Origin of the sequence: Synechococcus sp. PCC 7335 (assembly GCF_000155595.1) — a bacterium.
Classification (GTDB): domain Bacteria; phylum Cyanobacteriota; class Cyanobacteriia; order Phormidesmidales; family Phormidesmidaceae; genus Phormidesmis.
This window is the reverse complement of the sequence record NZ_DS989904.1, coordinates 664,165-676,409: the sequence shown is the minus strand read 5'-3', so window position 1 is coordinate 676,409 and position 12,245 is coordinate 664,165. Positions and strand designations below refer to the sequence as shown.

The 12,245-nt window shown below is 48.9% G+C and carries 9 protein-coding genes; 6 read left to right on the top strand and 3 right to left on the bottom strand.

Annotated elements, in window-relative coordinates:
- The first annotated feature begins 46 nt into the window (after positions 1 to 46).
- From S7335_RS03105 to S7335_RS03090, 4 genes are all read left to right on the top strand, one after another.
- Positions 47 to 424 (top strand): NAD(P)H-quinone oxidoreductase subunit M, encoded by a 378-nt coding sequence (locus tag S7335_RS03105; RefSeq protein WP_006455052.1) that lies wholly within the window; start codon positions 47 to 49, stop codon positions 422 to 424.
- 88 nt (positions 425 to 512) lie between these two features.
- On the top strand, positions 513 to 2,618 hold the full coding sequence (locus tag S7335_RS03100; RefSeq protein WP_157620061.1) for a protein phosphatase 2C domain-containing protein: 2,106 nt from the start codon (positions 513 to 515) through the stop codon (positions 2,616 to 2,618).
- Positions 2,618 to 4,240, top strand: coding sequence for a CHAT domain-containing protein (locus S7335_RS03095; RefSeq protein ID WP_006455014.1), 1,623 nt, complete (start codon positions 2,618 to 2,620; stop codon positions 4,238 to 4,240). Before S7335_RS03100 ends, S7335_RS03095 begins: the two co-directional genes overlap by 1 nt.
- A 152-nt stretch (positions 4,241 to 4,392) precedes the next feature.
- Positions 4,393 to 4,983 (top strand): hypothetical protein, encoded by a 591-nt coding sequence (locus S7335_RS03090; RefSeq protein WP_050765759.1) that lies wholly within the window; start codon positions 4,393 to 4,395, stop codon positions 4,981 to 4,983.
- Between the two features lie 203 nt (positions 4,984 to 5,186).
- Here S7335_RS03090 and S7335_RS03085 read toward each other — a convergent pair whose 3' ends face one another.
- From S7335_RS03085 to S7335_RS25640, 3 genes are all read right to left on the bottom strand, one after another.
- A complete protein-coding gene (locus S7335_RS03085; protein WP_006454497.1) occupies positions 5,187 to 5,708 on the bottom strand; it encodes a hypothetical protein in 522 nt (173 codons plus the stop codon).
- Positions 5,709 to 5,778: 70 nt separating this feature from the next.
- A complete protein-coding gene (locus S7335_RS03080; RefSeq protein ID WP_006453747.1) occupies positions 5,779 to 7,359 on the bottom strand; it encodes a serine/threonine-protein kinase in 1,581 nt (526 codons plus the stop codon).
- A 95-nt stretch (positions 7,360 to 7,454) separates the two neighbouring features.
- Positions 7,455 to 8,939, bottom strand: coding sequence for a serine/threonine-protein kinase (locus tag S7335_RS25640; RefSeq protein WP_006456490.1), 1,485 nt, complete (start codon positions 8,937 to 8,939; stop codon positions 7,455 to 7,457).
- A gap of 147 nt (positions 8,940 to 9,086) precedes the next feature.
- On the opposite strand from S7335_RS25640, the gene S7335_RS03070 reads away from it, so the two are divergent.
- Together S7335_RS03070 and S7335_RS03065 are read left to right on the top strand one after the other, a co-directional pair.
- A complete protein-coding gene (locus tag S7335_RS03070; RefSeq protein WP_038015527.1) occupies positions 9,087 to 11,471 on the top strand; it encodes an NACHT domain-containing NTPase in 2,385 nt (794 codons plus the stop codon).
- Positions 11,461 to 12,219 (top strand): cupin domain-containing protein, encoded by a 759-nt coding sequence (locus S7335_RS03065; RefSeq protein WP_006454098.1) that lies wholly within the window; start codon positions 11,461 to 11,463, stop codon positions 12,217 to 12,219. The genes S7335_RS03070 and S7335_RS03065 overlap by 11 nt, the downstream gene beginning before the upstream one ends.
- Positions 12,220 to 12,245: the final 26 nt, after the last annotated feature.

Here is a 12,245-nt window from a genome sequence, read left to right as displayed (position 1 = left end):
GCTGATGTTTATCTGCTGAAGAAAAAAGCCCTAAGAGTCTTTATTTATGCTGCTAAAATCCACTACTCGCCACATTTTGATCTATGCGGCCACAATTCAGAACAACGAGATTGTTCCTAGCGATCAGCAACTGACGATAGATGTCGATCCTGAAAACGAGTTTAACTGGAGCGATGAAGCCCTACAGAAGGTCTATCGCGAGTTTGATCGGATGGTTGATGATTACGCTGGAGAAGCACTGACGGACTACAATTTGCGGCGAATTGGCTCTGATCTAGAGCATTTTGTTCGGGCGCTGCTACAGTCCGGTGAAATCAGCTATAACTTGCAGAGCCGTGTGCTCAATTACAGCATGGGCTTACCTAGAGTTGTGGATGAACCACTATCTGATCAAGATGCGTCTATAGAACCAGCGGCCAAGTAGAAATGGCTACGAAGTACCTGTGCTGGCGCTATGACTATGTGGGCACTTTAACTCTTCAATGTATGTTGTGGTCTAGGTCAAGTGTTTAGTGATTAATTGCCCCAATCCTAACTGTAATACGGATAATTCTGAGGAGGCCGTTGACTGCCGGGTTTGCTCTTCGGCGCTGCCTCATTACTATTTGTGGGGGGCTGGCGAAACGTTGGCTACGTTGAAGCCAGGGGCAATGCTGAATAATCGCTATCTGCTAAAGCATGATCGCATTTTTTTAGACACAAAGCCCGGTCTTGTCCCCGAAGCGCCAGTAGACATTTCGGGGATGGCGCTGCCCTACTTGTACTTGTCCGTCTATCCACTCCATGTGCCGCGACTATACGCTGCTTTCGAAACGTCAAAAGGCGATCCGGTGCTGCTGTTGGAGTCAAGTGCCTTCTCAATGGCGGACTCGACGACTGCTAATGTCAGCACTCCTATGCTTTTGCCGACGCTAGCGACAGCCTGGACCAATGCGCCTCCTCTACGGCAGCTAAGTTGGCTATGGCAGATTGCTCAGATGTGGGAAAGTTTCCAAGATGAGGGGGTAGCGGCGACGCTACTAAACGACCATCTGGTGCGAGTGGATGGATCGGTGGTGCGGTTGCTAGAACTCACAGCCGACTTAGGATGCTTAGCGCTAGATCAAGATGGATCAGGCGCACCCACACTGGTGAGTTTGGCCCATACCTGGCAGCCCTTGGTGACAACCGCTCATCTATCTGTGCGTGCTTTTTTAGCCGAGCTGTGTGATTGCCTAGAGCAGGGGCAGCTCAATGCTCAGCAGCTATGCGACCAGTTAGCGCTAGCGATCACAATCTGCGCCGAAGAACAGAGCGTCGCCTATGACTTGGCCGTCTATACTGACCAAGGGCCTACTCGAAAGCGCAACGAGGACGCCTGTTTCCCAGAAAGTGGAACCAGTTTGACGTTGAAGAGCGACCAAACAACAGCTGCGCCGCAACTGCTGATTGTCTGTGATGGTATCGGCGGACATCAGGGTGGGGATATCGCTTCCAAATTGGCGATCGCAACCATCAAGGTCCAGCTAGCGCCAATCATGTCATCCGCGCTGTCATCCGATAGTACAGATCTCAGCTCGATAGAGATTATGCTGGCGATTGAACAGGCAATCTGCGCTGCGAATGACGAGATTTCAGCCCAGAATGATCAAGCGCACCGGCAAGCTCGCAATCGCATGGGCACGACTCTAGTTTTAGCACTTATTAGAGGCGCAGAGGTCTATATTGCTCATCTTGGCGACAGCCGAGCCTATCGGATCAGCCAGCATAGCTGCCAGCAGGTCACCCTCGATGACGATGTCGCCTCTAGGCAAGTTCGTCTAGGCGGCAGCCTTTATCGAGAAATGCTGATTCAGCCGGGCGCCGGGTCGCTAGTTCAAGCGCTTGGTATGGGTCCCTCAAAGATGTTGAGGCCAACGGTGCAGCGGTTTGTGCTTGACGAAAGCTGTGTCTTTCTACTGTGTTCGGATGGATTGAGCGATAGCGATCGCGTAGAGCAATTTTGGGTCAGCGTACTGAAGCCTCTAGTCGATGGAGGGAAAAAAGTAGACGAGGTCGCTCAGCAGTTGGTTTCACTAGCCAACGAGTATAACGGTCATGACAATGTCACCGTAGGACTGCTAGCTGCTCGGGTTCTACATAACTCTGAGCGAATGGTTCCGACCACCTTAGCTACCCAGCCAAAGGCAGCGCACGCGCCAGGCGAGACGGTTGCTTTGCCTCATCCTCACTCTAGCCAAATGCAGCTTGAGCAGCCAATCACCAAGCGGCTAGAGCCTCGATCGGTATCTTCTCAGCCGCCTGCTGAATCATCTCCTGTAGAAGGCGCTGCTCTAAATCGAAAGACTAGCCAGGTCATCCTACAGAAGGTCGGGCTGATTGTTTTGCTGCTAGGTGTTTTGGCCGCGTTAGCTTACACCCTACTGCCTGGTCTAAGGCGGTACCTACTGCCTGCGAGCCCCGATGAACCGCCTGCTGAGACTAGCAATGCCGATGCTGGACCGTCCATCCTCCCTGTTCCAGAGTCTCCTATTGCCAGCATTGACTTTGTGGTAGGCGACTATCTACGCATTCGTCAGTCTCGCTTTGCAGAGCCTATTACCGATTTGCAATCTGAACAGATAGGAAGTTGTAACTGATGGCACGTCAGGATGCTTTAGGCCTGTGGGTCGCAGTAGATAGTCTACGGTTACAGCGCGATCGCTTTGCTATTTGGGTGCTGCGATCGCCCCACCCTAGCGGTCATGTTCACTACGACTGTGACTGGAGCCCGCAGCTAGCCGATGCCTGGCAGAGCTGGCAATCCGTTTTTTCACTACGGAATCTACCTCAGGTGCCGCATATTCCTTCGGCCTATATTCCTCAGTTCTTGAACGAAGGCGATCTATCGACCGCAAACTCGGTTGCTCCTGTCACGAATCAACCGGCCAGCTACAGCAGTCGCTACATGCAACATCTAGGCATGAATCTTTGGCAGTGGTTGTTTTCAGGGCCTGTCAAAAGTAGCCTAGAACGGGCGCAAGGGATTGCGATTGGTCAAGATTTACCGCTGCGATTGCGCCTAGAGATTCGCGATCCAGAATTGATATCGCTGCCCTGGGAAATTATGCAGAGGCAAGCGGGTAGCCGGGCCCTCTCACTGAAGCGCAAGATTCTATTTAGCCGGACTAGCAGCGATGTTGATTCGTTAGAAGCAAGACCGTTGGATCGAGCGCTAAGGATTTTGTTGGTCTTAGGAAAAGACAGTCCAAACGACGCTGAAGAAAGATCCACAGCTGGCCAGCTCAAGCTAGATCAAGAAGCAGCGCTGCTAAAAAAGATTCTAGAGAAAAACAGTCATTTGAATCTGCGTCCGACAGCTCGGCGGCGGGTGGATATGTTAGTGCAGCCCAGCGCCGTCGAACTATCGAATGCGCTAGAAACAGGTAGCTACAACGTCTTTTTCTATTCGGGGCATGGGATGCCAGGACCAGATGGGGGTCTACTGTTTTTATCGGATACGACCTTAAGTGGTACTGAGCTATCGCAAGTGTTGCTAAGGGCGAAGGTGCGGCTAGCCGTATTCAATACCTGTTGGGGAGCACAACCAGAAGAAAGCCAGGCGCGATCGCTGCCTCGGAGCAGTTTAGCTGAGGTCTTATTGCATCACGGGCTGCCAGCTGTAATTGCCATGCGGGATTCGATTGCTGATGAAGAGGCTGTTAGCTTTATTCAGGCATTAGCTCAGGCATTAGCAGAGCGGATGGCGGTGGATGAGGCAGTTGCGATCGCTCGCCAGCACCTGCTTACCCTCTATCATTTCAATCAGCCAGCCTGGACATTACCTGTCCTCTACATGCACCCTGACTTTGACGGCAAGCTGTTACTCTCCGAACAAACCACCCAGATCAATCAGCACACCGCTTTTCGGCTACCCGCTCGGCAGGCCATGCTCAGAGATGCCGATGATCCTAAGAAAGTCTGGCCAATCTACAGTGACGTTATGCGCATCGGCCGTAAGCCAGGACTAAACGATCTAGTTATTTCTGATCCATGGGTATCTAGTAGCCATGCTGAGATTTTTCATCGTCGGCAGCAGGCTAGTGACGGTTTGGCGATGGCTTACTTCCTTCGAGACAACTCTCGCTACGGTACATTTTATCGACGAGACGGCAGCTGGCAAGAAGTTCATCGCCAGGAAGTTGCTCTACGTCCTGGCACTCAAATTCGATTTGGCAGTCAGTCTGACGGTCAACTTCTAGAATTTGTCATCGAGTCTTAGCGTAGATGCGGAGCTTCATCTTTAGTTAAATCTTTGATGTGGCGTTGCAGGTTTTGTCATAAATAAGGCGAACTATGCGGAACAACCAAAAGCCTCGATGTATCCTTCCTTTGTCACACAAGCCATTCTCAACCATCAGGTAAGCGCGAATTATGACCCATGTATCTTCATCTCCCGGCGATATGGATAAGTCAACCCCATCTACTACTGAGTCTGAACTGCTACAAACCATTTTGGATCCGGAGCAAAGTTCGCCTTGGGTAGCGGTAGAGATAGCCGCTGAGTACGAGCAGAAACTCTCGGCTGCTGGCGCGTTATTAGAAATTTCTGACGCAGAAGCGGCGCAAGGTTGGGAAAGCCTGTCAGCTCAGCTCGATAGCGTGTGGAGCGGCGTGGAAAATAGTTTGCTGGTTCGGCTACAGCAGAAATTTGCACAGCGACTGCCCGCTGATCTGCTAGCGATAATTGCAGAAAAGGCACAGCAGATGGCTAGTAGCGGTCAGCCGATGATGAAGCAGATGATCGGCTGTGTGCAAGACTGTTTGAGTGATGTAGCAGAAGCAGACCTGCGAGTGGTTGCTAGACCGATGGCATTAGCAATGCGTGGCAGTAGCGCTGATGAATTTGTAGAAGCGACTATCTTGTCGGTACGTCAGGCCAACTGGGCAGACTTATCGGCAATTGAACAAGCTAAATTAAGCTTGGCGGCGGCTAGATACGCAATTTCTGAACTAGATTCTTAGTACTGCTCTCTAATTATGTTCTCTAATTCTAAGCACTCCTTCGCTTGAGTAAATGAGTCAAGATTGGAATGGGAAGGCTTAAGAAGATGGCATCTCTAGGTTCTATGAGCGGCTTTCGAGGATATAGATTGATGTCTATATAGGTGACTACGTTCAAGACGATATCCACGCGAAGGCATCAAAAGACGTTGTGGCCTTGCTCGTCAGCCGGTAGTGCGCCGACTTAGTCTAAGTGCAGGCCCAATCGTTGGCTTTGAAATCACCCAGTTTTTGGCCCGGTTGACCCATTGATAGTCGAGGGTCTCGACTGTGGTTTGCGGCGGATTCCAAATATCTGCGGGTGGATCGCCAAAATGTTGTTGATAAAGCGTCAGTGCCCTATCGCACTGACGATAATATTTCATGCCTTCTTCTTCACCGCCGAGCCCTGGGGTATGGTGAATCTGGCGCTTGAGCAGCTTTTCGCAAAAGTCAATCCAGTAAGACTGGGTATAAAGGATGTGTTGATGCCATACGCGATCGATTACGGTGGCCGGGGATAGGCGCTGCTCTGAGACCATGATCAGGAAAATGAATTTCTTGTATTCACGAATGGCCCGAAGGGTAAAGACGCCTGACCAGCCATATTGCCAGGCGAGTTTGGTAGAAAAAGGACAAAGTACGCCAGGCTGATCGAGTTTGAATTGGACGATTTGGTCGTACAGTAGCTTTTGCTCAGGAGTCATGTTGCTCAATTAACCTTTTATAGACTGAAGAAAGACAAGTTAGGAAAGAGCTAGCTAGAAAAAGGTTGAGTTAGCAGCCGCACCCGCCTGTGCTGGTGGCGGCAACGGTGACGATGGGCATGGGATAGATGGTTTGTAGCTCTAGATCTAGGAAGTCGCTGAGCTCTTGACCAAGCCACCAAAATTCGGCAGCGGACAGACGACTGTGACCAATAGGATATGAGAGTGTACCTGCGTGAACGGATAGTTCAGGTGGGACGCCCCCTTTGCTCTGCGTAACAGTGTTATCTCCTTCTTTGTAGCTGTTGAACTTATAGCCAGGGTTGTATGCCAACAGGTCGAGGGCCTCGTAGCGAGAAGTTCGCTGGTCCCACTCCACGGCTGTTCGGTCTTTTCTTTGAGTGCCTGTACGAATGCCTTGCTTGCGATCGATCTCAACTATCGTTTGTTGCTGGTTCGAGTTTGGTCGGCTTCTAAAGTAACAGCTTAAAGATGACTCAACGCCTGCCCTCAGGACAAGAGATAGAGGCATAACAATAAAACGGAGGACTGGAACATAGGAGACTACAACTATGCCTATCTTTAGAGCAAAAGTCAGAGGCAGAATGTTAAAGAGTAGGACGGGGAAATAGAAAAGTGCAACTATATAGGTTAAGGCAAAAACACCATTTCCTGCCTGCCTGGGTAAGCGACTTTTGGGTTTGTCTATTGAAATTCGTAAGCGATCGCGCGTTCTCTCTACAACTATTTCTGTTCCTTCAGGCTTCAGATGCTGATAGTGCCCCTGATTATGTTCTTTTGCCTCCAGCATAGCCAGAGCTTGCTCGGCAGACTCTATTCTCTGGTTGAGGCTGGGATGAGTCATTTTCTCTAACCATCGAGTGAAGGCAGGTTGAACAGAGTGAGAAGGCAGCTGAACTTTGCCGTTGATATGAGCCATATCAGCAGGATGAGTACCTGTGACCAGATAGATCAGAGTCATCCCTAAGCTGTATAGATCAGAAGCAGGAACAGCCTGTCCAGCGAATTGTTCTAATGGGATATAGCCGTAGCTGCCCACAATGGTAATGGTGTCACTCTCTTTTGTCAGCTCTGTATGGATTGAGCCAAGGTCAATTAAATAAACATCACCAACGTGATCGTCAGCACTATCCTTGGATGATCTAATCTCTTTAGATGAACCGATCAAGATATTGCTGGGTTTGATGTCGCGATGGACGACTGGCGGTACTTGCATATGGAGATAGTGCAAAGTGGTGAGCAGTTGCTTAGCAATGTCTAATACTTCGCTTTCTGAAAATCGTCTGCCTGATTGGAGAAGCGCTTCTAAAGAATCTGCTTCGAGATAGCTTTGCACCAGCACAAAGCTACGAATGCCCTCAACGTCTGTTTCAAAAGCGTCTTTGTACTTTGGTAGCGCTAGATGATCTAACGTTTGCAGAATGTTGCTTTCTCGTTCAAAAAGCTTGAGTTCTACCCATTGATCGGCGGTGTGAATAGCTTGATCTAACCGAATGATTTTGACGACAACAGGTTCTTGCGTATTGGTATCTCTTGCTAAGAAAGTCTGTCTACCGGCCTTTCGTCTTTCTTCCGTACTTAGCTCTTTTTGTAGACTATATTGTTCTATCTTTTGAATGACAGTTTTCATCGGTTCCCTTCTATTCGCGCTGAATTTCTGTTCGAGGTTGGCTTTACTTTGCCTTTCCTTTTATCCTTCTGTTCTTTCTCCGTTCAACCTGACCACTACATCTGGTCTACTTTCCCTGGGCCAGTAGGGTGAATTCTTTGCAAAGGCAGCCCTAAAAAACTGTCTAGTTCTTTGTCAATCCATAGCTGTTCTGCTTTAGAAAGAGATTTGCCTTCGATAGAGTATTCTTGCTTCTCTGCATGAATTGATAGTTTGGGCGGTAGATGAATGTGACTAGGTGAGACAGTAAGCTTTTTCTTGTTGTAGTAGTGGGTGAAGGTATAGCCAGGGTTATAAGTTAAAAGCTTGATGCTGCTAAATGGAGAAGGTACGCATATTGGCTTAATATCAGACAATTGACTGTGGTGATGTCCTCTTGCCGTTCCTACACAAATGCCTGAAGCGCGGCTGATAGATATCACGTTGTATTCATTTGCGCCCTGCCGGTGCCTCTGGAAAGCGTCTAACAGAATACTTCCGTTCAAGATAGAGAAAATAATGATCGCTGCAGGCGTCCCTGTGAAAGGAATTACCATTGAAACCAAGAAAGGCGTAAGGAGAAGGCAACCTAATGAATCAAGGTATGGGTTTCGAGACGATGATTTAGAGATAATCTTGAGTTCGTCTTTTTGGCGGTAGATATGCAGATGAGACGAGTCAGGTCGCAGATGGGAAAAATAGCAGCCAGACCCATCGTCTTTGGAGTTGAGTGCTAAAAGGGCGATCGCAGCCGACTCAAAGCGCTGATCCGAATAAGGTGCGCTCATCTGCGATAGCCAACGAATAAACCAATTGCTTAGACCTACCGTTCTACCTACTTGGTCAATCTGAATGCGGCCATCTATTTGGGGTAGTTCTGACGGATGCATACCAGTTACTAAATAAAGCAATGTCATTCCTAGACTGTAGAGATCTGACACAGGCGTAGTTTGTCCTAAAAACTGTTCTAATGGCATGTAGCCATAGCTGCCGACGACGGTGACTGTACCGCTGCTTTTACTAGCGGTGACCTGTACAGCGCCAAAATCAACTAGATAGACGTTTCTTTCTATGACATCTGCGGTCTTAGCAGCAGCTCTAGGAGAAGGTTCGCTAATAAGAATGTTGCTAGGCTTAAGATCGCGGTGGATAACCGGGGGTAGCTGTTGATGCAAGTAGCTCAGAGTTGTGAGGAGCTGTTGGGCGATCGCAGTGACTTCCGCTTCGGAAAATAATTTGCCCGTTTCGACTACCTTTTGCAGTGACGGCGCTGGAATATAGGTTTGCACGAGAACAAAGCTATGCACGCCATCGATTTCAGCTTCAAAGCTGTCTTTGTATTGAGGAATAGCGGAATGATCCAACTGTTGAAGAATGTCAGCTTCCCTTCGAAACAGCTTTAGCGCATCCCATTCAAACGCTCTATCGAACTGAAGAATTTTGACGATGGCGGGCGTTTTGGTATAAAGATCTCTGGCTAAAAATGTTCGTCTACCAGCTTTGTGGCTCAGCTCTTGCTGAAGGGCATAGTGACGGAGCTTTTGGGTGGCTAGTTCCTTCATGCAAGCTTTCCTGAGAATAAAACAGTGCTGTCTAAGTAACGATTGAGTAAATGCTATTTGATTGACTAATGTTTGTCAATAAATTGCCAACATAAAGGCTAAGTGAGTAATGAGCGATAGGATGAAGCGGTGGAGTTTTAGGGTCTTATGGCTAAGCCTTCTTTGCAGGCTTCAAAGGAAGGACAGCGGCTGGCAGCGCAATCGCTGACGCTGGCTGGACTGACTAAGACTAGCCTAAGTAATGCGGTGGGCTGTAGCCGCCAGCCGGTGACGAATTTCTTTCAGGGGGTGGCAATTGAGCAGGGGTTGTTTTTACGACTGTGCGATCGCCTCGATTTGGACTGGCAGGTGATTGCAGGATTGACCCAGTGTCCAGATGCCACAGTAACGCCTAAGTTATCCCAGGAAACAAAGAAGGTAGAAAGACTCGATGAGCTAGAAGAGACAACAGATATTGACTGGCTGGTGCGATCGCTTCGTCAAACCGCCGCCGAAAGCCTCTATGAGCGCTGCGGCACTATGCGCGTACTCGACATGTCCCAACCCGTTGGGCTGGGGGAACTCTACACCAACGTCAACATCCTTGAACAAATCAGTAGCCACCAGCGCCGACCGCTGCAAGATTTGCTTGTCCAAGCTCAAGCCGGAGACTTTGACCGCTTAGGATTCGGTCAGGTTTTGCAGCCGCGTGTCCCTGTGATGGAGGCAGTCGCTCAACACAAAAAGCTGATTGTGCTAGGAAAACCCGGTGCCGGTAAAACCACCTTTCTAAAGCACCTGGCCATTCAGTGTATCGATGGCCAATTTGAGCCGGATCGCCTGCCCTTGTTTATCAACTTAAAACAGTTTGCTGAGAATCCAAATCGGTTAGGATTGCTCTCTTTTTTAAGTCACCGGCACTTAAAAAGTCGGATAACGGCTTTGAGCGAGACAGAAATTGAAAAACATCTGTTGCAACTAAAACAGGTGCTTAGTGCCGGCCGAGCACTGTTGCTGTTGGATGGTTTAGACGAGGTAACCCAAGACGCGCATGACTGGGTACTGCGTGAAATTCGGATTGTATCTGAAGAGTTCCATGACAATCACTTTCTAATGACCTGCCGAGTCGCTGCCTGGGAATATACCTTCGAGCAGTTTACAGAGGTGGAGATTGCCGACTTTGATGCTGATCAGGTAGAAGCGTTTGCCCATCGGTGGTTTGCGAACAAGCCAATACTACCGCAGACGTTTTTACAAAGTTTGTCTAAGCGGCCTCGACTAGTAGAGCTAGCCGTAACGCCTTTGTTATTGACGCTGCTGTGTTTGGCCTTTGAAGTATCAAGTTCGCTACCTAGTAGCCGCAGTGAACTGTATCAGGAAGGGATTGAAACACTGCTCAAAAAATGGGACTCATCACGGGGAATCCATCGCGACCAGGTGTATAAGAAACTATCGCTTAGGCGCAAAGAAGATCTGCTCAGTCAGATCGCACTAACCACATTTCAGCAAGCACAGTACTTTTTTCGTCAGCATGATTTGGAATATCTCATTACCCACTACATTCGCAATTTACCTGAGGCGAGCGATGATTTAGAGGTGCTACAAGTAGACAGTACAACAGTGCTGCATTCAATTGAGGCGCAGCATGGTTTGCTGGTGGAGCGGGCAAAGCGCTGCTACTCATTTTCTCATTTGACGTTTCACGAATATTTTGTTGCCAGAGAACTGACGCTGAATAGCGCTAATCTTAAAGAGACAATGGCACGGCTAGCCGATGAACAGGCGCTACAGCCTCGCTGGAGAGAAGTCTTTTTGCTGGCCAGTGAGCTGCTAAGAGATGCGAATCTGCTGCTGTTTCCGCTAGCGGCCAAAGTGTCTTCTCTTCTGGCAGAATCATCTAGGCTACAAGCGTTCTTAGCAGATGTCACTCAGCAGGCCAATCAGCCATACTTTGAAAGCTTCAAACCATCAGCGGTACGAGCTTTTTTGTTTGATATTGATTTTGATATTGATGAGAATCGGGCGGTGGCAATTCGGCTAGACCAGCGAGCAAATTTGCTGGTTTGTGCAAGTTTTTTGACCCGAATGCTCGAAGGTGTAAGTCTAGAAGCTGCGATCGCCCGCGTCAAGCAATACGATCAGCAAGTCAGTGAGCCGCTCAAACAAATTGCCCAGTGCAAGTCTGCAAATGAGGCCATGATGATTGCCATTGGGATTGTACTCGATTCTAAAAAGTTGAAACCTAGTGAAGATAAAAAGTTGAAAGATATTATCGAGCGCTTTCACATCGAACAATTTTACCCAGAAACGGCTGAAGTTGAAGCGATCAAAGACGTCGCTGATGCAGCCCGCCACGTCGCCAAAAATCGCCATCATATTCGTCAAAAATGGACCTTCAGCGATGATGAAAAACAACTGCTCAAGCAGTATTATCGCGCTGCGAAGTTGTTGGTGGATTGTCTCTACAGCGACGGCTGTATGCTAGAACCAGCTCGTCGCCGAGCGATCGAGAAAATTTTGTTTAGTCCGGCGGTGGTAAGCGATGTCGATTAATATCTGTTCTTTTGATACCCTATCATCTGTTCTTCTAGATCAGCCTCTTGTTAATCAAACGGATCACGCTGATTGTGCCACCAGAGTGACCAGTAGAGCGGACCGATCGACACAGGTAAGCTTCTGGAAAAACGAAACGTTGATGCTACCGGCAAAGGGAACGCATTTTGGCTTTGTATGGCAGGGCAAAGCGCAGCTAAAGCAAGCGACGCAGCCACTAACTTTCCCGCTGTTAGCTGGAATGTATTTTTCTACAACTGGAGCGACTACCGTTGGCGGTCACAATACGACGGGAATAGTCATTAGCCAAAAGACGCACTCAGGGCAGTTTTTGATCGGTGGTCCGATCGAATCGACAGGCCGCTTTCCCTATATCGATGGTGGCACGACAAGCCTTTTGGTCGCACCGATGGCGGTCGGTGATCCTTGCTTGCACGCGCTGTACATGCCGCCAAATGTGGATCAAACGATGCACGCTCATCCAAGCGATCGCATTGGCATCATCATCAGAGGTAGCGGTCAATGCTGCGATCATGAAATTTGCCATGACCTAACACCAGGCAATTTGTTCTACATTTCATCTGACCATCAGCATCGATTTGTAACGGACAGTCAGGGATTAGATTTAGTGGTGTTTCATCCAGATAGTGATATGGGGTTTAGCGGTCGCAGCCACCCGATGCTCAGCCGCACCCTAGTCGATGGCATTCGCGCCACAGAGCTACCCCAGATTCAAACGTCTCCCTAGGCTTGTGTCAGTCATCTAAATCATCA

What these genes read in the sequence shown, in the direction of transcription:
- S7335_RS03105 (WP_006455052.1), top strand. Translation starts at nt 47, where the DNA reads ATGCTGCTAAAATCCACTACTCGCCACATTTTGATCTATGCGGCCACA.
- S7335_RS03095 (WP_006455014.1), top strand. Translation starts at nt 2,618, where the DNA reads ATGGCACGTCAGGATGCTTTAGGCCTGTGGGTCGCAGTAGATAGTCTA.
- S7335_RS03090 (WP_050765759.1), top strand. Translation starts at nt 4,393, where the DNA reads ATGACCCATGTATCTTCATCTCCCGGCGATATGGATAAGTCAACCCCA.
- S7335_RS03085 (WP_006454497.1), bottom strand. Translation starts at nt 5,708, where the DNA reads ATGACTCCTGAGCAAAAGCTACTGTACGACCAAATCGTCCAATTCAAA.
- S7335_RS03080 (WP_006453747.1), bottom strand. Translation starts at nt 7,359, where the DNA reads ATGAAAACTGTCATTCAAAAGATAGAACAATATAGTCTACAAAAAGAG.
- S7335_RS25640 (WP_006456490.1), bottom strand. Translation starts at nt 8,939, where the DNA reads ATGAAGGAACTAGCCACCCAAAAGCTCCGTCACTATGCCCTTCAGCAA.
- S7335_RS03070 (WP_038015527.1), top strand. Translation starts at nt 9,087, where the DNA reads ATGGCTAAGCCTTCTTTGCAGGCTTCAAAGGAAGGACAGCGGCTGGCA.
- S7335_RS03065 (WP_006454098.1), top strand. Translation starts at nt 11,461, where the DNA reads ATGTCGATTAATATCTGTTCTTTTGATACCCTATCATCTGTTCTTCTA.